The following is a 21,258-nucleotide window of genomic DNA, read 5'->3' on the forward strand; positions in this document are numbered from 1 at the left end:
TGGGATGGGAAACGCCTATGCGTCCGCTATGAACGCATCCGACCAGCGAGCGGGCAGCGTGACAGTGAACACTGTGTCGCCGGGGGAGCTGCGCACGGTGATGTCCCCGTCATGGGCGCCCACGACAGCAGCCGCAATCGCGAGCCCGAGACCGGTGCCGCCGCTTCGGCGCGATCGCGAGCTGTCGCCTCTCACGAACCGCTCGAAGATCTCCGACTGCTGCGCGGCGGGAATCCCTGGTCCGTCGTCGGCCACCGTCAGCACGGCGTCGCTGGTGGTGGCGGCGAGAGCGACGGTCACCGAAGTCCCCGGCGGGGTGTGCGCCCGGCAGTTGGACAACAGGTTCGCCACCACTTGGTGCAGGCGAGCGCAGTCGCCTGGGACGACCACCGGCTCGTCGGGGATGTCCAGTGACCAGAGGTGGTCCGGAGCGGCGACATGGATGTCGCTGACGGCGTCGACGACGAGCTGCGACAAGTCCACCGGCTTCTTCTCCAAAAGGGGCCCCGAGTCCAGGCGGGCCAGCAGCAGCAGGTCCTCGACGAGCCCGGTCATCCGCACCGCCTCCGCGCCCACCCGCCCCATCGCGTGGGCCACCTCGGCAGGGACTTCGGCAAGGTCTCGCTGGGCCAGCTCGGTGTAGCCTCGAATCACCGCCAGCGGGGTGCGCAGCTCGTGGCTGGCGTCGGCCACGAACTGCCGGACCCGCGTCTCGCTGGCGTGCCTCGCCGAGAGCGCGTCGGCAATGCGGGCGATCATCCGGTTCAACGCGGCGCCGAGCTGGCCGACCTCGGTGTGCGACCGGTCGGGGTCCATCTGGACGATCGGGGTCGGCAGCTCGACCTCGCCCCGGTCGAGGTCCAGGTCGGCCACCTCTTGCGCCGCATCGGCTACCTGCGACAAAGGGACCAGCTCTCGGCGGACGATCAGCGTCCCCGCGACGAGCGCGAAACCGAGCGCCGCCGCGGCGACGGCGCAGAAGATGCCGAACACCGACAAGAGCGTGCTCTGCACCTCAGCGGCGGGCAGCCCGGTCACAACCTCTGTGCCGTCGCTCGCCGGCGCTTTCAACACCCGGTAATCGCCAAGGCCGTCGAGCCTCATGGTCGCGGCGTGGTCCCGGGGAGCGGCCGCCAGTTGCCGGTAGGCGGTCTCGGCGAGCCGTTGCCGCGCGCCGCTCGACGTGATGACCGCCGCCTCCGCAACGCGCCCGCCCGCCATGACCGCGCCGACCGTGCCGATGGACTGGCCCGGCGCGTTGAGGAAGATTGGCCCCGGCCCGGACCGCACCTTGTCGTCGGCGAGCTGCGGGGGCGGCCCGAGGTCGAACAGCACCACCGAGCGCCCGCTCGCGTCGCGGAGCTGAGCGTCGAGCTGGCCGAACAGGTAGCGGTCCATCGCCAACATGGTCCCCGTGCCCACCCCGACGCACACCAGCACCAGCAACGCCGCTTGCGCCGCGACCAACCGGGCCCGCAACGACCACGTCCTCGGCCCGCGCCGCCGCCTCGGTTCAGCGGGCCGGTTTGAGCACATACCCGACGCCTCGCAGCGTGTGAATCATCGGCTCCCGCTCCGTGTCGATCTTTTTGCGCAGGTAAGAGACGTACAGCTCGACGATGTTCGACCGTCCGCCGAAGTCGTAGCTCCAGACGCGGTCCAGGATCTGGTTCTTGCTGAGCACCCGCTTGGCGTTGCGCATCATGAACCGCAGCAGCTCGAACTCCGTCGCGGTCAAAACGATCGGATCCCCGCCTCTGGACACCTCGTGACTGTCCTCGTCCAGGACCAGGTCCCCAACCACGATCCGGGCGTCTGAGTCCTCTCCCGCCATGCCCGCGCGGCGCAAGAGCGCCCTCACCCGCAGCATCAGCTCCTCCAGGCTGAACGGCTTGGTCACGTAGTCGTCGCCGCCCGCCGTCAGCCCGGCGATCCGGTCCTCCACCGCGTCTTTCGCAGTCAGTAGCAGGAGCGGCAGCGCCGGATACATCTCGCGCAGCCTGAGCAGCACCTCCAGGCCGCTCATGTCTGGCAGCATGACGTCGAGCACCACCACGTCCGGAGCCGCGTCGCGGGCAAGCTTGATCGCCCCCGCCCCGTCGAAGGCCACGGCGGGCTCCCACCCCTCTCGCCGCAGCGCCATCGACACCAGCTCCGCCAGAGCCTGCTCGTCGTCAACCACGAGCACTCGCGCGGGCCCTCCGCCCGCGCGGCGCGGTACTTGGTCCAAGAGAGGCATCCGACGATTCTCCCGCCTGAAGCTATGCGCCAGCTATGAGCCCTCAGCTCGAGAAGCCTCTCAGCGCTCACCTCGTGCGCATCGGAGCATCGCCCACTCGGGCGAATCCGAGCATCGAGCACTGAAAAATGCTGCTGAACAGGCAAAACGCTCTCAGGTCGCCGTAGAGCCGAGTTTTCGCCCTCAATGGCAGTCGGGGGCCTGGAAAACCATCAGCGGAATGTTCAAGGTCGGCATTCCAAACGATCCACGCGCAAACAGACACGTACGAGAGGACGAGCCGGGCGAAGTCGCACGGCTTTACCTCGACGAGCAACCGGGGGGCGTCTGAATAGACCTGGCCGCTTTTGAGCCTGCTCCGGGAATGTCCAGATTCATTGCGACAATGGCCAACGACAGTGAGACCGGACAGGGGCAGTGACTCATCTGGTGCAATACGCAGTACTTGAAATGACATAATGTCGATTATCGGCACACGGCCATTCGGAAAATCGCCAGGCAACTCCAACAATGCCACGGGACCAGGATGCCCGAGGCTCGTGCTCACCGAGTGCTCACCAGATGAGGCATGAGCGCCCAACAAGCCTGAGATGGAGTTTCGGTGACCGGGACGCCGCAGTAAACCGTTTGCGCCCTGCGGTACAGCGATTTCCATGATCTTCTGACACTCGCTCCGAACCCCGGCGTCAGCGCGCGGGCTGCTCGGAGAGCTTCGCCTTCGCCGCCTCAAAAGCGCGGATCGAGGCTTCGGTCTCTTTGGTGTGCTTGTTCACGAAGCCGAGCCACATCTCCAACGGGGTGCGGAAAATTGCGGCGGCGATCTCCGACGGGCGCCCGATGTACGGAGCTTGTATGCGGGGCTTGGACACCAGCGAGCGGGCGATGACCTGGGCCGCCTGCTCGGGAGTGTGCCCCGGAGTCATGTGCACCCAGCCTGTGGCCACCATTCTGGTTTTCAGATGCCCCGCGTAGACCGTGCTGAGCCCGATCCCGTCGGCCCTGGTCTCCATCGCCACTGAGCGCAGCCACACGTCGAAACCGGCCTTGCACGCCTGGTAGAACCCCCAGCGCGGCGCGACCGGGAAGAGCACCCCGGCCGTGCAGATGTTCACGATGTGCCCGCTGCGGCGCTCGCGCATGCTCGGCAGGAGCGCCATGGTCAACCGCATCGGGCCGAGGAAATTGACACCCACCATCGCGTCCATGTCCTTGGGCCGCTCGCAGGAGAGATAGATGGAGCGGCGCAGTGATTTGCCCGCGTTGTGGACGAGGTAGTCCACATGGCCGTGGTCGGCGAGCACGTCCGCCGCGAACTGGTCGACGGCGCGCAAGTCCCCCATATCGACTTGGTACGCGTGCGCTTGACCGCCTTGCTCCTGGATTTCCGCGACGATCTCGTCCAGGCGTTCTTTCGTGCGCGCGGCGATGACGACGACCGCGCCCGCCCTGGCCAGAAGTTTGGCCGTAGCCTCGCCTTGGCCGAACGAGGCCCCGGTGACCAGGGCGACTTTTCCCCGCACCTCGGCGCTCAGCTTGTCGAGGCTTTTCAGCCGGCGCGGGCCGACCACCTCCATCAGCAGCTCTTCCGCTCGCTGCAGGGTCGTCGGAGCGCTCATGGCCACACCTCTCGTTCAGATAACAGGTCAATGCAAAGAGTAGCATTATCTGAATTGCGTTGGTTAGACTCTCCCCCATGCCCCGCATGACCCGCGCAGACAGCCAGGCGCAGACCCGCGCGCTGCTGCTCGCCTCCGCGCGCAAACTGTTCTTGCGGGACGGCTACAACGCCACCGGGATCGCCGCCGTCACCGAGCACGCAGGGTTCAGCAGCGGCGCTTTCTACTCGAACTTCCCCAGCAAAGCGGCCCTCGCATTGGAGGTTTTGCAGGAAATCCAAACCGAACGGACCAAAGAGCTCGAAACGATCCTGCGCTCGCGCGCCGCCGACATCGGCGCTCGGATCGACAGCTGGAGCGAGGAGGTGCTGCGCAGCGGGTGGCCCCTGCTGGAGCTGGAATTCGCCCTCGCCGTTCGCGGCGATCACGAATTCGTGCAGCAAGAAGGGGGGCGACATGTGCAGAGCGTGGCGTTCATCACCAAAGCCATGGAGGATTTCTTGCCCCCCGAACTCGTCGAATTGATGCCGGTCAACCAGGTCGCCGAGGCCGTGATGAACCTTGTCGTGGGCGTCGCGGTGCGCAGGATCATCGACCCGAAAGTCTCATTCGCGCCGCTCAGCGAACTCGCGAGCCTCGTCAGCCCTTTCGTGGGGGCCGATGGGACAGCTGCGGCAGACTCCAGTTCGACGGGCGTGATCGACCTCGGATCCCGCTGAACTCAGCGCCCGTGCAATCAGCGCCCGCCGAACGCGGCGGCCCCCTCGCCAGGCGGCGGCGCGCTGCGGCAACAACGCGGCGAAGCCGCCCTCACGCGCGCCCCGCGCAGGCTTCGCCGACCATGAGCGCGCCGAGGCACAGAAAGACAACGCCCGTCACAAAGTGCACACGGCGCATCCGTGCCATGAGGCTGGTCCGCAAAGACCTCTGGGACAACAACACCGCGAGCGCGCTGAACCACGCGCATGCCATCGCTGTCATCACCGCCCACACCGCGAACTGCCCGGCCAACCCGCCCTCCTTCGGCACGAAACGCACGAGCAGGGCTCCGAAGAAGACCAACGCTTTGGGATTGCCCAAATTGGTCATCAGCCCGGCGAGGAAATCCGCTCCCCACCCCGAATCCTCAGGCTCGACCACGCTGGCCTCTTCGGGCACGGGCTTCTTCGCCGACCGCGCCGACTGCCAGCCGAGGAACATGAGACACACACCGCCCAGCGCGGACAAAACAGCGCGGGCATGCGGGAACTCGCGCAGCAAAGCGTCCAGGCCGGCCAATGATGCGAGAATCCAGACCTCGATCCCCGCAACGACACCCGCCGCGGCGGCCAAGGCTCGGGAGAGCCCTTTCGCGATGCCCCTGTTCGCGACGAGGAGGACGTCCGGGCCGGGCGAGAGAAGACCGACCGCCCACACCCCGGCCAGCGCAAGCAGGCCGCCCTGGCTCATACTTTCCAGATCGCCAGCGTCGGCCACTCCCTCGGATTCTGCCCCTCTTTCGCGGGCAAAACTATTTCGAGCTCGGTCAGCGGCCGCTCGTCCGGCACGAACTGCTGGCCGGTCTGCGCGGCGCCAGGTCCGACGTTGAGCTTGCAGCCGGCCAGATACTGCGGGCCGGTCTTCTCGAAGTGCAGAGGCCCGGTGAACTTCCAGGCGCGCTCGGCGTCGCCGAGCGCCCGGTCCAGGTCGTCGGCGTTCTTCGAGATGGCCGAGGTCGCGACTTCGCTGTAAAAGCCGTACTTCGGGTCCTTCGCCTCGCCGAACAGGCCGAACACGCCTTGGAAGTCCCGCCGCCAGCTGCGCCATGTCGTGTCCGGTTTGACGTCGATGACCCAGGTCTCGGTCACGCGCCACCACGAACCGCAGTCGATGATCTGCCCTTCGAAGCCTTCGGGCGTGCCGTTCAGTTTCTCCAAGCGTGTTGGGGCGAGCGTGATGGACACGCCGTCGCGCTGATAGGTCACCGGTTCGCCGAGCCGCAACCGCAACGGCTCCTTGCCCACGTCCTCGGGCGTGACGACTCTCCCCTTGCCGAGCGTCGGCGCAGCAGCCGCAGAAGACGCTCTGCTGCTGCTGGCCGCGCTGGGTTGCTTCGTGGAGCACCCCACGAGCATGAGCGCGAGCGCGAGGAAAACGGACGCCTGAGCCTTCACCGAAGAGTACCTGCCTGTTGTGCCACGCGTTCGAGCTTATCGCGATACTGGGACCACCACGCCGGACCGCCCGGGGCAAGGCTGTCGTTGCCCGCCCGATGCCCTGCCGCCCCGTCGATGATCTCACGCACAATATCGGCGTGACCAGCGTGCCTGTTCGTCTCCGCGACCACATGGACCAGAACGGTGTGCAGTGTCGGCTCGGCGCGTTCCGGGGGCCACCACGGCACTCGGCCTCGGTCCGAAAGCTGCTTGTCCTCGATGGTGGCTTCCGCCCAAGCCCACGCTCTGCGGTAGAGCGCGACGATGTCCTGGCGCGTCTCGTCGGCCGTCGCCCACATGTCGTCATTGGGGTGCGCCTCGTCCGACCACCACGGCACATCCTCCTGCGGCGGCCTGCCGAAGACCAGGCCGAAATACCCGAACTCGACACTGGCCAGATGCTTGACAAGGCCGAGCAGGTTCGTCGCCGTCGGAGTGAGAGGCCTGCGCGCGTCGTACTCCGAGAGCCCGTCGAGCTTCCACAGCACCGCCTCGCGAGCAATCTGCAGATATTCGCGCAGTGCTGCTTTCATGTCTGTCTCGGCCACAGCCCCAAGTGTGGCACGCGGGGCGCTCCCGATGCCACACCGCCGACCCGGCACGCTGCCCGCGACTGCCTCGAACAAGCCGGGACCTGCTGGGAACCGTTACCAACTCTTCACACGCCGCTGCCAGGACAAGGGCCGCGATCGGCCAGAATGGACAATGTGCCGACACGCTCCACGATCATGGACACCAATAGTTACCGGGGCGACGCGCCAGACGAGCTGCCAGACTCAGACCGGCAGCTCGTCAACCGTCGCGAACAACTCCTCGGGCCCGCCTACCGGCTTTTCTATCAGAAACCAGTCCACCTGGTCCGAGGCGAAGGAGCCTACGTCTGGGACGCGCACGGCACGCAGTACCTCGACGTCTACAACAACGTGGTGAGCGTCGGACATTGCCATCCCGCCGTCGCCGAAGCCGTCGGGCGCCAACTGCGCGTTCTGAACACGCACACCCGCTACCTGCACGAAGGCATCGTCGACTACGCGCAGAGGCTGCTGGCCACGATGCCCGCCGAGCTGGACCAAGTGATGTTCATGTGCACCGGCTCGGAGGCGAACGACCTCGCAGTGCGCGTCGCCCAAGTCGCAACCGGCGCGCGCGGGGTGATCGTCACCCGCGAGGCGTACCACGGCACGAGCGCGCTCACCTCGGGCCTGTCCCCCGCGCTCGGCAGCGGCCAACCGCTCGCGGACTTCGTGCGCCTGGTGGACGCGCCCGACACCTACCGCGGCAGAGACGGCAGCGCGTTCGCGGCAGATGTCCGAGCCGCGATCGACGACCTCGTCGGCGCTGGTTTCGGCTTCGCGGCTCTGCTCGCCGATTCGATCTTCTCCAGCGACGGCGTGCTCCCCGGCGAGCAAGGGATGCTCCGCGAGGCGGTGGACGAAGCGCGCCGCCGAGGCGGGATGTTCATCGCCGACGAGGTGCAACCCGGCTTCGCCCGCACCGGCGAGGCGTTCTGGGGCTTCGCGCGCCACGGCGTCGTCCCCGACCTGGTGACCATGGGCAAGCCGATGGGCAACGGGTTCCCCGTCTCGGGTATGGCAGCGCGCGCCGAGGCCCTGGCTCCTTTCGCCACGACGCTCCCCTACTTCAACACGTTCGGCGGGAACCCGGTCGCCATGGCCGCGGGGCAGGCCGTGCTCGACGTGATCGAGCAGGAGGGCCTGCAACAGCACAGCGGCGAAGTCGGCGCACGGCTCCTTTGCGCATTGCAGGAGCTCGGCGACAGGCATCCGCAGGTCGGCGATGTGCGGGGCGCGGGCCTGTTCATCGGCTTCGAGCTGGTGCGCGACCCCTCGGCGAAAACCCCGGACAAGCAATTGGCGCTCCAAACAGTCGAGGCGCTGCGCGAGCGGCGGGTGCTGACCTCTGTCGCGGGCCCCCACGGCAATGTGCTCAAGCTTCGGCCGCCGCTCGCGTTCCAGGAACGCGATATCGACTGGCTCGTCAGCGCCCTTGACGAGGCGCTCGGCGAACTCGCCGCGCAATGACGTCCTCGGCGGTGGAGCCAGAGCCCAGCCCGAGCTGGATCGCCTGCGGCGCGCGGTGGACCCGCGCGGGCGGCAGCGCGCTGCGCCGCGCCCATGATCCGGCCGACGAAGTGTTCGCCTCGCCGCTGCCCGCGATCCTCGCCGCCTGGACGGCTGCCGCTGACGAGGGCATCGCCCCTGCGGTCACTGACTCGGACGAAACCGGATTCACCACTGCGCTGATCGCGCACGCGCGGCCCGCCAAACTCGACGACCTCGCCGACGAAAACCTGCTCCGCGCCGCGCTCGGCCTGCGGGCCCGTTTCCACGAGCTCGACGTCGAACTGCCCGAGCGCTCCCTGTTCGACGACGTGGCGCGGCTGCGCGACGCGCACCGCGCCGCCTCGATCCCCGTCCCCGCTCAAGCCGACGAGCTCAGCGACACGCTCGAGCGTTTCGCCGCCCGTCATGAACGCTTCGCCATGCAGTCCCGGCCATGCCACGGCAACGGAGCCGTCTCGAACTTGCTCCTGCGCCGATCCGGCGGCCCGATGCTCACCGGATGGAGCCTGGTGGCACGGCGAGATCCGGTGCAAGAGGCAGGGTCCGTCATCGCCGAGCTGAACCCTTGGCGCACGAGCTCGCCCGCCGTGCTCGAAGCGCTCCGACTGCCCGCCGAGGCGGACATGGCGGCGCGAGCCTGGTCGGTGGCAGACGATCTGCTCTGGGTGCTCATCGCGCACTGGCGGATGGCGACCGCCCCGGACAAGGACGTCGACTACGTGAAATATGGTTTGTGGCGCGGCGTCCTCGCCCTCGCCGCGACGCGCGGCTGCTCGGACTTGGCGGCATGGCTGCAGGACCCGCGATGAGCGCCGCCATCCCCGACCGGACCCGCGCCGCGTTGCGCTCGGTCCCGCTGTGGTCCGGGCGCCAGATCCGGGCCGAGCCGCTCGCCGGCGGGCTGACGAACGAGAACTGGCTGGTCACAGACATCGCCTCTGGGTCGCGGTACGTCATGAAAGTCCCCGGACAGGGCACAGAGGAGTACATCGACCGCGTCACGGCGAACCGCGCCGCAAAGGCCGCCGGCGCGCTCGGGCTCTCCGCCCCCGTGCATCACTTCGACGAGACGACCGGGGTCGAAGTGGCAGCCTTCCTCGAAGGGCACACCGCCTGCACCACGGCGCACTTGCGGGACCCCGAGCTTGGGGCGGAAATCATGTCGCTCTATCAGCGATTGCACCGCCTGCCGCTGCTCGGCAAACCGTCCACCCTCTTCGACCTCGCCGACGCGCAACTGCGCCAGTTGCGTGCCGCAGGGGGCTGGGTTCCCGAGCCCGCCCGTTGGTTGGCCGCAGAGTTCGACGACCTCAAGGCGCGCTTCGAAGCGTCCGGGTTCGACCTGGTGCCGAGCCACAACGATCCGATGCCCGGTAACTTCCTCATCGGCCCGGACGGGCTGAAAATCATCGACTTCGAGTACGCCTCGGACAACGACCGCAGCGCCGACCTCGCCCTCTTGTGCGCCGAAGCGTTCATCGACCACCCGTCGCAGGCATTGCTGGACGGCTATTTCGGCTCCCCCACCGCGTCGGAGGTCGCGAGGGTGCAGGCCTCGCAGTTCGTGGCGGATTTCTTCTGGGGCGCGTGGGGGCTGCTGAACGCCAAGGTGAAAGGCAGCGGCTTCGACTACCACAAATACGGCGTGTGGAAGCTCGCCCGCGCCGCCATGCTGGTACGGCTCTACGACTGGGACGCCGTGAAAGCGGCGGTCTGAGGCTGCCCGCGGCCGCGCGCCCTGCGCAGCATCCCCGCGGGGCTACGCCCACGCGAGGGGATCTGCGCCATAGCGGCCCGGCGGCCAGCGGTACTGCAGCCGCTTGGCCGCCGTGAACACCGGGGGTTGCGCGTACCGCAGCTTGCCGTGCGCGGAATCAAACTCCCCCGTCGCCACAGGGAGCTCCCGTGCCGCGTGCTCGACAGGCGGCAAATCCAGCAAGAGCTGGGCAGTGCGGGCCAAACTCAAATGCGCCCAACCCGGCCCCGCCTCGCGCCGCCGCGCCAAGAGCGCCAGCACGGCAGCCGCCGCGCCGTAGCCGGTGGCATGGTCGAGCGCCTGGCACGGGAGCGCCCCAGGGCGCCACTCGCCGCCCGCGCCCGTGCGGCCGTATCGCTCGCCGATGCCCGTCGCGCACTGCACCAGGGAGTCGAATCCTCGGCGGTCCCCCCACGGCCCCTCGTCGCCCCACGCGTCGAGCGTCACCACCACCAAATCGGGAAAGCGCTCGCGCAAGCTCTGCGCGTCCAACCCGAACCGGCGCAATGCGCCAGGGCGGTAGCCGCACACAACAGCGTCGGCAGATGCGGCCAGGGCGAGAACTGTCTCCAGCTGCCGAGGGTCCGCGCAGTCCGCCACAGCGCTGCGTTTGCCGAAACCCGCGTCAATGTACTGGTCGGCCAGCTCCGGGTTGTCCGGCGGATCGACGCGCAGCACCTCTGCGCCCAGCAATGCGAGCAAGCGGGTGGCGATCGGCCCGGCAATGACTCGCGTGAAGTCGAGAATGCGCACCCCGTCCAGGGAGCCAGGCTCCGGCAGGGCTCTCGTTCTGCCTTCTGCCAGGGCGAAACGGATCCACGGCTGCTCGCGCACAGCCCGGCCCATCGGGCTGTCCCGCCACTCTTGCGCTGTCCGCAACGCGACTGCCAGGCCCCCCGCGCTGGTCACCCGGTCGGCCACTTCGTCAGCGGCAAGCCCTGCGAGCCGGCGGACAGCCTCGTCTTTCGTCGTCACCTGCAATGCTGTGCGCAATGCTCGCGCATGGTGCGGGTAGTTCGCGTGCAATCGCACCCAGCCGTCGCTGGTCGCGAAGTACCCGGAGAGGGGCGCGAACTGTTCCGGGGCCCTGCCGTCCACCCGCAGATGGGCCAAGGAGTTGAAGGCCGAGCGCACCGAGGCCGAATCCGAAAAGAACCGCGCGGGCGGGCCGAAGAGGAGCTGCGCGGCGGACAAGGCGGCTTGCACACTGCCCAGCGCAAGTCCCTCCACGTCGAGCGGGCCCGCCCACCAGGTCCGAGGCCCTGCGATTTCCGCGGCTCGCGTCTCGGCGGTGGCCGCCACAGCGGGGGCAAGTTCCTCGTGCAGCGCTGGCACAGCCGTCATCCCGCCAATTCTAACGGCGGGGCGCGTCACATGTCCCGCAGCCAGATCCGGTCGTCGTGGGCTCGGCCGCCCAGCACGAAGGCGCAGCGGCCGACTTCGACGAATCCGTGCCGGCGGTACAAGCGTTTGGCTCTTTCGTTGTGGTCGAAGACCGTGAGGTACATCTGCGGGGCGCGCAGCTCGGTCGCGGCGGCGAGCGCCCACTGCATGAGACGGTCCGCGACGCCACGTCCATGCCAGTCTGCGAGGACGTAGATCTGCTGCAGCTCGACGGAACCGGGCAAAGGACGCGGCGCTGGCGCCCGCAACGGCGTCAGCTTCGCGTAGCCCACCGGCTCTCCCCGGTGCAAGCCTGCCAGCCAGCGGACCGCCGGGTCGTTGAGGTCGTGCGCCATCGTCCCGTCCTCGCCGTAGGAGCAGTCGAGGAATTCGGCGAACGAAGAGGGCTCATGCAAGCGCGCGAATGTTTCGGAGAACGACCGGCGCGCCATCGCTCTCAGCGCCGCGTGATCGTGTTCGCCGGGAGAGGCGTAGGTGATCGGATCTTCGAGGTGCGAGGGCACGAGCATTCCTTCTGGCGGGAAGACGCCCTTGGCACAAGGAGAAATCTGAGCGTGGGGGAAAGCAATCCATTGCAGCGTCTCTCAGATCTTCCCAGTCTAGAACAATGCTTTCGTTCCTGGCTCCGCTGGTCCAGGACGCGGCCCGAGCTCCGGCATCTCGCGGACGGCGAACCGCTCGCGCAGCGCTGCGCGAGCCGCGTACAGACCCGCCATACCGTGCACCCCAGGGCCGGGCGGGGTCGCGGAGGAGCACAAATACACGCCCTGCTGCCCGGTCCGATAGGGATTCCACGCCGGACGCGGCCGGGCGAACAGCCGGTAGAGGCTGATAGCCCCGACGGCGATATCGCCGTCGATGTAGTTCTCGTTATGTTCGGCGAGGCGGGCAGCGGGCACGCATTGCGACGCGGCGATTGTGTCGCGGAATCCCGGAGCCGCCCGCTCGATCTGCGCTATCACGGTCTGCGTCATATCCAGGTCTGAACCCGAGGGCACATGCGCGTAGGTCCACAGCGGGCGCTGCCCGGACGATCCGACGCGGCTCGGGTCGAATGAGGCGGGCTGGCTGACCAGCACCACGGGCTGGGGCGCGTGGCGCCCGGCGGCGACGTCGCGTTCGGCGGACGCGACCTGCGCCGCGCTGCCGCCCATATGCACCGTGCCCGCGCGGCGCAGGCGCTCGTCTGCCCAAGGGACGGGTTCGTTCAGCACGAAATCGACTTTGGTCGCGGCGTTGCCGTAGGGATAGCGCAGCAGTCCGGCGCGCACGCTGCCGGGCAGGCGGTCGCCGAGCAGACGCGCGAGAGCCCGCGGCGAACAGTCGAACAGGTACGCCCGCGCCCTCGGGAGGGATTCGAATGCAGCGATCCGGCAGCCGGTTCGCACGCTTGCGCCGTGGGCGAGCAAGTCGGCGACGAGCGCGTCGACGAGGGATTGGCTGCCGCCGCGCGGGATGGGCCAGCCGACCGCGTGGGCGAGGGCGCTGAGCGTGAGCCCGACCGCGGCGGCGGAGCAGGAGCGCAACGGGCCGATCTGATGCGCGGCCACGCCGGCGAGAAGCGCGGCGCCGTCGTCGCCGAGCAAGCTCGCCGCCCCGTCGAACCGCAGCCGCGTCAGACGTGCGGCGAATTGCGCCCCGAAGCGCAGGCCCGCCTTCGAGACGAGGCCCGGGGGAATCGAGCGCTGATCGCCCAGCGCGAGGGCTGTCACCGCCTCCTGCGACGCGACAAGGGGGCGCAGGAGCGTCTTCCAGCCAGGGGAAGACAGCTCCGAGCTGGTGCGGTCGAGGTCGCGGTAGGCGACTGCGGCTGCGCGCCCGGGGAAAGCCTGCGCGTAGGCGATTTCGGGCTGGATCAATTCGACGCCCCGCGCAGGCAGGTCGAATGCCTGGAAGAACGGCGAGGCGAGCGCCATGGGGTGCACCGCCGAGCAGATGTCGTGCCGCACCCCGCGGCCAAGGCCGAGATCAAGGGTGCGCGCGCCGCCGCCGAGCGTGTCCTGCGCCTCGTAGACGCGCACGGCGAGCCCCGCGCGGGCCAGCACCACTGCGGCGGCGAGGCCGTTGGGGCCGGAGCCGACCACCACCGCGTCGGTCTCGTCAGCCGAAGACACCTGGGGTCCCACCCGCGTCGCCGCCGATACGCATAAGCGGGTGCCCGCCCGCGCCGCGCAGGGCCGTGCCGAACGCTTCGCCCACCCTTGCGGCCACCGGGCAGAGCGGCGCGGCTCCTCCGTCGGGGCATTGCAGGAGGCCGCTCCTCCCCATTGCTGGCATAGTGCCAGAGTACTCGCGGCCGGCGCCTTGTGGGAGCGGCTCGCGCACGCCACAGTGCCCACATGCACGCGCAGTGCCAAAATTCACACAAAGAGCACTGCGCGAGGCGCCTTTGCCAGGTCTACTGTTAGGAATGAGAAACTATTCCTCAGGAGCTTCGCTCCGAGGGCCGCTAAGAACGACAGAGAAGATGCCGAGGGAAGAAGGAAGACTATGACTCAGTCGCACACTCAAGGTCCGCAAGCGTCTGCGGCGCACAGCCGTCTCGCCCGTCGCGCGGCGGAGCTTCTCGCGACGGACCCGCAGGCCGCCGCGACCCTCCCCGACCCGGAGGTCGTGCGGCAGGCGACGCGTCCAGGGCTGCGGCTCGCGGAGCGGGTCGACGCGATCCTCAGCGGCTACGCCGACCGCCCGGCTCTCGGGCAGCGCTCTTTTCAGACCGTCAAAGATCCCATCACCGGACGCTCCTCGGTCGAGTTGCTCCCCACGTTCGACACCATCACCTACCGCGAGCTGCGAGAGCGCGCCACAGCGATCGCAAGCGACCTGGCGCATCACCCGCAGGCCCCGGCCAAGCCCGGAGATTTCCTCGCGAGCATCGGCTTCATCAGCGTCGATTACGTCGCCATCGACATCGCCGGGGTCTTCGCCGGGCTCACCGCCGTCCCGCTCCAGACCGGCGCGACACTCGCGACGTTGACGGCGATCACCGCAGAGACCGCGCCAACCCTGTTCGCGGCGAGCATCGAGCACCTGCCGACCGCCGTGGACGCCGTTCTCGCCACGCCCTCAGTGCGCCGGTTGCTCGTCTTCGACTACCGCGCCGGGTCGGACGAGGACCGCGAGGCGGTCGAGGCGGCCAAGCGGAAAATCGCCGACGCGGGCAGCTCGGTGCTCGTGGACGTTTTGGACGAGGTGATCGCACGCGGGAAATCGGCGCCGAAGGCGCCGCTGCCCCCCGCCACCGACGCGGGCGACGACTCGCTGTCCTTGCTCATCTACACCTCCGGCTCCACCGGGACGCCCAAGGGGGCGATGTACCCGGAGCGCAACGTCGCGCACTTCTGGGGCGGCGTCTGGGCCGCCGCGTTCGACGAGGACGCCGCCCCGCCCGTCCCAGCGATCAACATCACGTTCCTGCCGCTCAGCCACGTCGCCAGCAGACTTTCGCTCATGCCGACCCTCGCCCGGGGCGGCCTCATGCACTTCGTCGCGAAGAGCGACCTGTCCACCCTCTTCGAGGACTTGAAACTCGCTCGTCCGACGAACCTGTTCCTGGTGCCCAGAGTGGTCGAGATGCTGTACCAGCACTACCAGAGCGAATTAGACCGCAGGGGAGTGCAGGACGGCACCCGCGAAGCCGAAGCGGTGAAGGACGACCTGCGCACGGGGCTCCTCGGCGGCCGGATCCTCACTGCGGGCTTCGGCTCGGCGCCGCTGTCCGCCGAGCTGGCTGGCTTCATCGAATCCCTGCTGCAGATCCACCTGGTGGACGGCTACGGGTCCACCGAGGCGGGGCCGGTGTGGCGCGACGGCTACCTCGTCAAACCGCCGGTGACCGACTACAAGCTCATCGACGTGCCCGAGCTCGGGTACTTCTCCACCGACTCCCCGCATCCCCGGGGCGAGCTGGCCATCAAGACGCAGACCATCCTCCCCGGCTATTACAAGCGCCCCGAGACGACCGCGGAAGTCTTCGACGAGGACGGCTTCTACCTCACCGGGGACGTGGTCGCGCAGATCGGGCCGGAACAGTTCGCGTACGTCGACCGGCGCAAGAACGTCCTCAAGCTCTCCCAGGGCGAGTTCGTGACCCTCGCGAAGCTCGAGGCCGCGTACAGCTCCAGCCCGCTGGTGCGACAGCTCTTCGTCTACGGCTCCAGCGAACGCTCGTACTTGCTCGCCGTGATCGTGCCCACCCCGGACGCCCTGAAGAAGTTCGGCGTCGGCGAGGCGGCGAAAGCCGCGCTCGGGGAGTCTCTGCAGAAGATCGCTCGCGACGAGGGCCTGCAATCCTACGAGGTGCCGCGCGACTTCATCATCGAAACGGATCCGTTCACGGTCGAGAACGGCCTGCTCTCCGACGCCCGCAAGTCGTTGCGCCCGAAGCTCAAGGAGCATTACGGCGAACGGCTCGAAGCGATGTACAAAGAGCTCGCGGACGGTCAGGCGAACGAGCTGCGCGACATCCGCAGAGGCGTGCAACAACGCCCGACGCTCGAAACCGTGCGGCGCGCCGCGGCCGCGATGCTGGGCGCGAGCGCCGCGGAAATCAAGCCGGACGCCCATTTCACCGACCTCGGCGGCGACTCGCTCTCCGCGCTGACGTTCTCGAACTTCCTGCACGACCTCTTCGAAGTCGATGTGCCCGTCGGGGTGATCGTGAGCGCCGCGAACACATTGGGCTCCGTGGCCGAGCACATCGACGCGCAGCTCGCGGGGGGCCGTGCCCGGCCGACGTTCGCGACCGTGCACGGCAAAGGCTCCACCACGATCAAGGCCAGCGATCTGACCTTGGACAAGTTCATCGACGAGCAGACCCTCGAGGCCGCGAAGCACTTGCCCAAGCCCGCCGACCCGCCGCGCACCGTGCTGCTCACCGGCGCGAACGGCTGGCTCGGCCGGTTCCTCGCCCTTGAATGGCTCGAAAGGCTCGCCCCCGCCGGCGGCAAGCTCATCACGATCGTGCGCGGCAAGGACGCGGCACAGGCAAAGGCTCGGCTCGACGCCGCGTACGAGAGCGGCGACCCGAAGCTCGCCGGTCATTACCAGGATTTGGCCGCGACGACGCTCGAAGTGCTCGCGGGCGATTTCAGCGAGCCGCGTCTCGGGCTGGACGAGGCGACCTGGAACCGGCTGGCCGACGAGGTGGACTTCATCTCGCACCCCGGCGCTCTGGTCAACCATGTCCTGCCGTACAACCAGCTGTTCGGGCCGAACGTGGCCGGTGTGGCCGAGATCATCAAGCTCGCGATCACCACACGGATCAAGCCCGTCACGTACCTGTCCACAGTCGCCGTCGCGGCGGGCGTCGAGCCGTCGGCCTTAGACGAGGACGGCGACATCCGGACGGTGAGCGCTGAGCGCTCGGTCGACGAGGGCTACGCCAACGGGTACGGGAACAGCAAATGGGGCGGCGAGGTGCTGCTGCGCGAAGCGCACGATCGCACGGGACTGCCGGTTCGGGTGTTCCGCTCGGACATGATCCTCGCGCATCAGAAATACACCGGACAAGTGAACGCGACCGACCAGTTCACCCGGCTCGTCCAGAGCCTTTTGGCAACCGGGCTCGCACCGAAGTCCTTCTACGAGCTCGACGCCCAGGGCAACCGGCAGCGGGCCCACTACGACGGGATACCCGTGGACTTCACCGCCGAGTCGATCACCACGCTCGGCGGCGACGGTTTGGAAGGCTACCGCAGCTACAACGTGTTCAACCCGCATCGCGACGGCGTCGGTTTGGACGAGTTCGTCGACTGGCTCATCGAAGCCGGACACCCGATCACACGGATCGACGACTACGACCAGTGGCTCTCGCGCTTCGAGACCTCGTTGCGCGGCCTGCCCGAATCCAAGCGCCAAGCCTCCGTGCTCCCGTTGCTGCACGCCTTCGCCCGGCCAGGGCCCGCCGTGGACGGCTCGCCTTTCCGGAACACGGTGTTCCGCACCGACGTGCAGAAGGCGAAGATCGGCGCGGAACACGACATCCCCCACCTGGGCAAAGCGCTCGTGCTCAAGTACGCCGACGACATCAAGCAGCTCGGTCTGCTCTGATCTCGCTGCGCGCGAGCGTGAACCACAGCAGCGCGACGGCGCGGCCGCGGGCGGCCGCGAGCCCCAGGCAAAGAGAGACGTTCGGCGAGATCTGGACCGCCTCGTCCACCGCTGCGCGCATCGGCAAGGTGGTCTCAGGACTGCGGTAATCGATGGTGAAAACCTCTTTGCCGGGGAAAACAAGGCTCTCGGTGCGCTCGTTCGCGAACCGCACGCCCCAAAGCCTGTCCGCGGCGAGGCGGAACTTCCCTCCGGGGAAGGCGGCGGGGGCGAGCACACGGAACCAGCGGGCGAACCCGTTGATCCCCCGCCGCTCGTCCGCGTCGAATTTTTTGTGCAACCAGAAGCCCGTGTTGAAGAAACAACGCACCAGAGCGTCGACCGGCAGACCCAGCGGCGCTGCCACCATGCCGATGTCCGTGGTCCCGTTGATCGATTCCGGGGCGGGCGCGGACTGGAAGACGCGAGCAAGCTCGGCGAACGCGGACCGGCGACGAAACAGGCTGCTCCGGCGCAGCCGCGCGCACCAGGCAATGGCTTCGGCGTCCGAAGCGAACGGGGTCCTCTGGGCTGCGGAGGCCATCATGCCGCCGTCTTTGCCGCAGGGTCTCGGAGCCAGTCCGCGATCTGGCGCACCACCCACGGGCCGTCGTCAAGGGTCAAATCGTGCCCTGCCGTCTCGTGATAGCGGATCGGAGCCCGCAGCCGCGCCGCGATGGTTTCCGACGAGGAGGCCGAAACCAGCCTGTCTTCCCTGGCGGCGAGGACCAACGCGGGGGTGCTCACATGCTTCGGCATGCGGAAAAGCACAGCGGCGAGGATCTGGTTGGCCAAGCTCGTGTGGGAAGGACGCTGCTCCGCGATGTAGCCCGCCCAGCGTTCGGCGAGCTCTCCGCGGTCCGACGCAGGATGATTGGTGACCCGTTGGAGGATCGCCAGCTCTCGTCGCACATCGGATTTGAAGCTCCCCAGTGCGATCTCCGGGAGGGCGCTCGGCGTGAGCCGCCGGAAAAACGGAGTCGCCGCCGTGCTGGTGTTGACGACCACCACACGGCCGAAATCCTCTGGGCGGCGGGCGCACCAGTCCAACGCGACCATGCCGCCGAGCGAGACGCCCAGGAGGGTCCAATCCGGGCCGCCCCGGCCGAAACGCTCGCGGATGTCGTCCGTGATGGCAGCGATAGTCCGAGGCGAGACCCGCCGATGCTCCGAGCCGAATCCTGGAGCGTCCACACATTGGACGGCCGCTCCCAGGCCGCGCTCAAGCAGCGCGGGGAATCCCTCCCAGTGCCTGCTTTCCCGGCTCAACCCCCGCAACAGCAAGAATTTCGGCATCGCGCTCTCCTGACGGTCACAAGGTGAACCTGCTCACTCGCACTCTACCAATCCAGGTGATCCATCGGGGGCGATGCGCCTGCCCTAAGATGATCGAGTGACGTATTCCCAGTATGAGCGAGCCGGTTTGGTGAACGCCGCGCGGGCCGCTGGACCGGACGCGCCGACCCTGTGCGAAGGGTGGGCCGTGCGCGACCTCATCGCGCACCTCGTCGTGCGCGAATCGCTCCGCGTCGACGCCACGGCCGGGATTGTGCTGCCGAAACTCGCCGCGCGCACCGAGCGGGCGCAGAACAAAGTCGCGTCTCGCGATTGGGAGGTCCTGCTCGACACAGTCGCCGCAGGGCCGCCGTGGTACTCCCCCCTCGGCTTGGCCGACCGCTCGGCGAACCTGGTCGAAATGTTCATCCATCAGGAAGACATCCTCCGAGCCCAGCCCGACTACCAGCCCAGAATGATCAGCCAGGGCCTGCGCGCGGCGCTTTCCCGCCCGATACGGGCGTTGGGAGCGTTGACGTTGAAGAAAACCCCCGCCCAGGTGTCGCTCGTGACGCCGCAGGGGCAGACCCTGGTGCGCGGCGGCGCGGGCGGCGAGCCGGTCACCGTGACCGGCCAGGTCGAGGAGCTGCTGCTCTTCGCGTACGGCCGCGAACCCGCCGATGTCGACATCAGCGGCTCCGCGTCTGCGTTGAGCGCCGTGGCGGCGTCCAAGCGCGGCATCTGACGCCCCGGCGAGGGGCCGATCAGCTGGTGTCCGTCAGCGTGGCATTCGTCAAGGCGGGAAGCGAGGAACGAGGGCTGGCGCGGTGCGCATAATTCGGCGATCTTCACAATTGGGCAAGGGGTTCGACTCGGTCGAGTAACACGCCGCGCGACGCGGCGCACGCGCGGCTGCATGTCGTTTGAATAGAGGCATGCGCACACCGACTTCACGACACACCGCAGCCGCCGCGATCGCTGCAAGCACGGCCTGGATCGCCTTGGTAGGCGTGACGACGTCGGCGGACCCCGCGCCGGCTCCCGCCGACCCCAACGCTGCTTCCTGCGCCGCGCTGAGCACAGTGCAACCGGCGATTGACGACTTGCGCGACAAAGTGAACGCGTACCTGAGCAACCAGGCCCCGGCCGAGGAGACAGCGCCCACAAGCCCGAACGCCACCACAACGAGCGGCACGCATCCCGGCGCCACCACAACGAGCCCTGCGCCAGCCAACGCGAAAATCGACCACATCGTGCAGTCGCTGCGCCACCTCAGCAGCGAGCTCAAAACCGCCAACCCCGCCATCAAGGACGCCCAGCTGCGCAATTCGGCCAGCACGCTCGCGACAACGGTCGACAACGCCGCGAACTCCGTCTCTGCCGCCAACACCGCCAAAACCGGCGGCCCCAACCTGGTCCAACTCGGCTCCCTCGGCATCAACATCACCAGCGCCGCCGCGTTCTACCAGATCAACGAGAACCGGGTGTGCGCCGGCGCGCCCCCCGCACAACCAGCACCGTCCCCCGCCGCGCCCCAGCCGAGCCCGGCGCCGAAAAAAGCACACTGACGCCCCTCCGCGCCGCACACTGGCAAACCATCGGCGCGCTGCATCATATGCGCACTTCAAGAGAGTGGCATAGACTTCGTGAGGTGTTCGAGAAGTACATCGCCGAAGAAGTGGCCACCGATTGCGCCGAGGGTGTCATCCCCCGTCGCGAAGCCCTCGCCCGGCTGACCGCGCTCGGCCTCTCCGCAGCAGCCGCCGCAACGCTCATCGCCGCGTGCTCGACCTCGAAGCCCGAACCAGCCCAGCACAAGCCAAATCCGGCAGGCACGGCCAGCGCTGCTTCCTCGCGCGACAAAGCGCCTGTCGGTCCGCCGCCGGGGACACAAGGGGCGCTGCCCGTGGAGCCGGTGGCCTTCCCCGGCTCTCGCGGCGAGCTCTTCGGAGCCTGGTCGCAGGCGGCGAACAGCAAAGGCGCAGTGTTGGTGATCCACGAGAACCGGGGCCTCACCGAGCACATCAAGACCATTCCCGGCCGTCTCGCAGGCGCAGGTTTCTCCGCCTTGGCCATCGACCTGCTCTCAGAAGAAGGCGGGACGGCGAAGTTCGCGGACCAAGACGCGGCGACGAAGGCGCTCATGGCAGCCTCCCCGGAACGGTTTATCGCCGACCTGAAATCCGGGCTCGACGAATTGGCGCGGCGCGCGCCCGGCGCAAAGCTCGCTGTCATGGGCTTCTGCTTCGGCGGCGGTCTGACCTGGCAGCTCTTGTTGACGAAAGACCCCAGAATCGCGGTCGGCGCGCCTTTCTACGGACCATTGCACGAAGACGGCCCCGCAGACGCGCCGGTGGACTTCACCGGCAGCGACGCTGCGGTGATCGCCTTCTACGGCGAGCAGGACGCGCGCGTCAACGCGAGCCGGCCAGCGGCAGAAAACGCCCTCAAGGCGGCGGGGCTCTCACATGCGATCATTGTGGAGCGCGGAGCGAACCACGCTTTCTTCAACGACACCGGGCCCCGCTATGTCGCGACGGCGGCCTATAACGCGTGGCAACAGTTGGTCTCCTGGTTGGACAAGTACCTCGCGGGGTAG

20 protein-coding genes are annotated in these 21,258 nt (G+C 68.2%); 8 read left to right on the forward strand and 12 right to left on the reverse strand.

What is annotated here, in order from left to right; genetic code table 11:
• Window positions 1–15 precede the first annotated feature (15 nt).
• From SROT_RS08335 to SROT_RS08345, 3 genes are all read right to left on the reverse strand, one after another.
• Complete coding sequence (locus SROT_RS08335) at window positions 16–1,536, reverse strand: sensor histidine kinase (RefSeq protein WP_013138580.1); 1,521 nt, start codon at window positions 1,534–1,536, stop codon at window positions 16–18.
• Window positions 1,514–2,239, reverse strand: a complete 726-nt coding sequence (locus tag SROT_RS08340) for a response regulator transcription factor (protein WP_013138581.1) — start codon at window positions 2,237–2,239, stop codon at window positions 1,514–1,516. The genes SROT_RS08335 and SROT_RS08340 overlap by 23 nt, the downstream gene beginning before the upstream one ends.
• 686 nt (window positions 2,240–2,925) lie before the next feature.
• Window positions 2,926–3,855, reverse strand: a complete 930-nt coding sequence (locus SROT_RS08345; protein WP_013138582.1) for an SDR family NAD(P)-dependent oxidoreductase — start codon at window positions 3,853–3,855, stop codon at window positions 2,926–2,928.
• 77 nt (window positions 3,856–3,932) lie between these two features.
• Between SROT_RS08345 and SROT_RS08350 the strand changes: the two genes are divergently transcribed.
• Window positions 3,933–4,574 (forward strand): TetR/AcrR family transcriptional regulator, encoded by a 642-nt coding sequence (locus tag SROT_RS08350; protein ID WP_013138583.1) that lies wholly within the window; start codon window positions 3,933–3,935, stop codon window positions 4,572–4,574.
• A gap of 91 nt (window positions 4,575–4,665) precedes the next feature.
• On the opposite strand, the gene SROT_RS08360 is transcribed toward SROT_RS08350, so the two are convergent.
• The 3 genes from SROT_RS08360 to SROT_RS08370 are packed head-to-tail and all read right to left on the reverse strand — an operon-like array spanning window position 4,666 to window position 6,583.
• Window positions 4,666–5,304, reverse strand: coding sequence for a LysE family translocator (locus SROT_RS08360; RefSeq protein ID WP_013138584.1), 639 nt, complete (start codon window positions 5,302–5,304; stop codon window positions 4,666–4,668).
• Window positions 5,301–6,008: a hypothetical protein gene (locus SROT_RS08365; RefSeq protein ID WP_013138585.1), complete on the reverse strand. Its 708-nt coding sequence runs from the start codon at window positions 6,006–6,008 to the stop codon at window positions 5,301–5,303. Before SROT_RS08365 ends, SROT_RS08360 begins: the two co-directional genes overlap by 4 nt.
• On the reverse strand, window positions 6,005–6,583 hold the full coding sequence (locus SROT_RS08370; RefSeq protein ID WP_013138586.1) for a DinB family protein: 579 nt from the start codon (window positions 6,581–6,583) through the stop codon (window positions 6,005–6,007). The genes SROT_RS08365 and SROT_RS08370 overlap by 4 nt, the downstream gene beginning before the upstream one ends.
• A 165-nt stretch (window positions 6,584–6,748) precedes the next feature.
• Here SROT_RS08370 and SROT_RS08375 point away from each other — a divergent pair, with 165 nt between their 5' ends.
• From SROT_RS08375 to SROT_RS08385, 3 genes are read left to right on the forward strand one after another with little or no spacing between them, the layout of a single operon-like run.
• The gene (locus tag SROT_RS08375) at window positions 6,749–8,092 is read left to right on the forward strand and encodes an aspartate aminotransferase family protein (RefSeq protein ID WP_013138587.1); all 1,344 of its coding nucleotides are present in this window, start codon (window positions 6,749–6,751) and stop codon (window positions 8,090–8,092) included.
• Window positions 8,089–8,943: a phosphotransferase family protein gene (locus SROT_RS16755; protein WP_013138588.1), complete on the forward strand. Its 855-nt coding sequence runs from the start codon at window positions 8,089–8,091 to the stop codon at window positions 8,941–8,943. The genes SROT_RS08375 and SROT_RS16755 overlap by 4 nt, the downstream gene beginning before the upstream one ends.
• Complete coding sequence (locus SROT_RS08385; RefSeq protein WP_187288020.1) at window positions 8,922–9,851, forward strand: choline kinase family protein; 930 nt, start codon at window positions 8,922–8,924, stop codon at window positions 9,849–9,851. The genes SROT_RS16755 and SROT_RS08385 overlap by 22 nt, the downstream gene beginning before the upstream one ends.
• 42 nt (window positions 9,852–9,893) lie before the next feature.
• Here SROT_RS08385 and SROT_RS08390 read toward each other — a convergent pair whose 3' ends face one another.
• The 4 genes from SROT_RS08390 to SROT_RS16760 form a co-directional block, all read right to left on the reverse strand.
• Entirely contained in the window at window positions 9,894–11,234 is a 1,341-nt protein-coding gene (locus SROT_RS08390) for a CoA transferase (protein ID WP_013138590.1), read from the reverse strand.
• Between the two features lie 26 nt (window positions 11,235–11,260).
• Window positions 11,261–11,797 carry a GNAT family N-acetyltransferase gene (locus SROT_RS08395; protein WP_013138591.1) on the reverse strand — a complete coding sequence of 179 codons (537 nt, stop codon included), beginning with the start codon at window positions 11,795–11,797 and terminating at the stop codon, window positions 11,261–11,263.
• 96 nt (window positions 11,798–11,893) lie between these two features.
• On the reverse strand, window positions 11,894–13,408 hold the full coding sequence (locus SROT_RS08400; protein WP_013138592.1) for a phytoene desaturase family protein: 1,515 nt from the start codon (window positions 13,406–13,408) through the stop codon (window positions 11,894–11,896).
• Window positions 13,395–13,571, reverse strand: a complete 177-nt coding sequence (locus tag SROT_RS16760) for a hypothetical protein (protein WP_187288021.1) — start codon at window positions 13,569–13,571, stop codon at window positions 13,395–13,397. The genes SROT_RS08400 and SROT_RS16760 overlap by 14 nt, the downstream gene beginning before the upstream one ends.
• A gap of 213 nt (window positions 13,572–13,784) precedes the next feature.
• Between SROT_RS16760 and car the strand changes: the two genes are divergently transcribed.
• The gene (gene car / locus SROT_RS08405) at window positions 13,785–17,345 is read left to right on the forward strand and encodes a carboxylic acid reductase (protein ID WP_013138593.1); all 3,561 of its coding nucleotides are present in this window, start codon (window positions 13,785–13,787) and stop codon (window positions 17,343–17,345) included.
• On the opposite strand, the gene SROT_RS08410 is transcribed toward car, so the two are convergent.
• The gene (locus tag SROT_RS08410) at window positions 17,323–17,931 is read right to left on the reverse strand and encodes a hypothetical protein (RefSeq protein WP_013138594.1); all 609 of its coding nucleotides are present in this window, start codon (window positions 17,929–17,931) and stop codon (window positions 17,323–17,325) included. The two genes, car and SROT_RS08410, sit on opposite strands and share 23 nt — an antisense overlap.
• Window positions 17,928–18,680: an alpha/beta fold hydrolase gene (locus SROT_RS08415; RefSeq protein ID WP_013138595.1), complete on the reverse strand. Its 753-nt coding sequence runs from the start codon at window positions 18,678–18,680 to the stop codon at window positions 17,928–17,930. Before SROT_RS08415 ends, SROT_RS08410 begins: the two co-directional genes overlap by 4 nt.
• A gap of 97 nt (window positions 18,681–18,777) precedes the next feature.
• On the opposite strand from SROT_RS08415, the gene SROT_RS08420 reads away from it, so the two are divergent.
• The 3 genes from SROT_RS08420 (at window position 18,778) to SROT_RS08430 (ending at window position 21,258) form a co-directional block, all read left to right on the forward strand.
• Window positions 18,778–19,404: a TIGR03085 family metal-binding protein gene (locus SROT_RS08420; protein WP_013138596.1), complete on the forward strand. Its 627-nt coding sequence runs from the start codon at window positions 18,778–18,780 to the stop codon at window positions 19,402–19,404.
• A 190-nt stretch (window positions 19,405–19,594) separates the two neighbouring features.
• Window positions 19,595–20,227: a hypothetical protein gene (locus SROT_RS08425; protein WP_148223396.1), complete on the forward strand. Its 633-nt coding sequence runs from the start codon at window positions 19,595–19,597 to the stop codon at window positions 20,225–20,227.
• A gap of 47 nt (window positions 20,228–20,274) precedes the next feature.
• Complete coding sequence (locus tag SROT_RS08430; RefSeq protein ID WP_013138598.1) at window positions 20,275–21,258, forward strand: dienelactone hydrolase family protein; 984 nt, start codon at window positions 20,275–20,277, stop codon at window positions 21,256–21,258.

This window comes from Segniliparus rotundus DSM 44985 (assembly GCF_000092825.1).
Classification (GTDB): domain Bacteria; phylum Actinomycetota; class Actinomycetes; order Mycobacteriales; family Mycobacteriaceae; genus Segniliparus; species Segniliparus rotundus.

What these genes read in the sequence shown, in the direction of transcription:
- car (WP_013138593.1), top strand. Translation starts at nt 13,785, where the DNA reads ATGACTCAGTCGCACACTCAAGGTCCGCAAGCGTCTGCGGCGCACAGC.
- SROT_RS16755 (WP_013138588.1), top strand. Translation starts at nt 8,089, where the DNA reads ATGACGTCCTCGGCGGTGGAGCCAGAGCCCAGCCCGAGCTGGATCGCC.
- SROT_RS08340 (WP_013138581.1), bottom strand. Translation starts at nt 2,239, where the DNA reads ATGCCTCTCTTGGACCAAGTACCGCGCCGCGCGGGCGGAGGGCCCGCG.
- SROT_RS16760 (WP_187288021.1), bottom strand. Translation starts at nt 13,571, where the DNA reads ATGCCAGCAATGGGGAGGAGCGGCCTCCTGCAATGCCCCGACGGAGGA.
- SROT_RS08360 (WP_013138584.1), bottom strand. Translation starts at nt 5,304, where the DNA reads ATGAGCCAGGGCGGCCTGCTTGCGCTGGCCGGGGTGTGGGCGGTCGGT.
- SROT_RS08375 (WP_013138587.1), top strand. Translation starts at nt 6,749, where the DNA reads ATGGACAATGTGCCGACACGCTCCACGATCATGGACACCAATAGTTAC.
- SROT_RS08345 (WP_013138582.1), bottom strand. Translation starts at nt 3,855, where the DNA reads ATGAGCGCTCCGACGACCCTGCAGCGAGCGGAAGAGCTGCTGATGGAG.
- SROT_RS08370 (WP_013138586.1), bottom strand. Translation starts at nt 6,583, where the DNA reads ATGAAAGCAGCACTGCGCGAATATCTGCAGATTGCTCGCGAGGCGGTG.
- SROT_RS08385 (WP_187288020.1), top strand. Translation starts at nt 8,922, where the DNA reads ATGGCTGCAGGACCCGCGATGAGCGCCGCCATCCCCGACCGGACCCGC.
- SROT_RS08390 (WP_013138590.1), bottom strand. Translation starts at nt 11,234, where the DNA reads ATGACGGCTGTGCCAGCGCTGCACGAGGAACTTGCCCCCGCTGTGGCG.
- SROT_RS08415 (WP_013138595.1), bottom strand. Translation starts at nt 18,680, where the DNA reads ATGCCGAAATTCTTGCTGTTGCGGGGGTTGAGCCGGGAAAGCAGGCAC.
- SROT_RS08350 (WP_013138583.1), top strand. Translation starts at nt 3,933, where the DNA reads ATGCCCCGCATGACCCGCGCAGACAGCCAGGCGCAGACCCGCGCGCTG.
- SROT_RS08335 (WP_013138580.1), bottom strand. Translation starts at nt 1,536, where the DNA reads ATGTGCTCAAACCGGCCCGCTGAACCGAGGCGGCGGCGCGGGCCGAGG.
- SROT_RS08425 (WP_148223396.1), top strand. Translation starts at nt 19,595, where the DNA reads ATGCGCACACCGACTTCACGACACACCGCAGCCGCCGCGATCGCTGCA.
- SROT_RS08410 (WP_013138594.1), bottom strand. Translation starts at nt 17,931, where the DNA reads ATGATGGCCTCCGCAGCCCAGAGGACCCCGTTCGCTTCGGACGCCGAA.
- SROT_RS08430 (WP_013138598.1), top strand. Translation starts at nt 20,275, where the DNA reads ATGCGCACTTCAAGAGAGTGGCATAGACTTCGTGAGGTGTTCGAGAAG.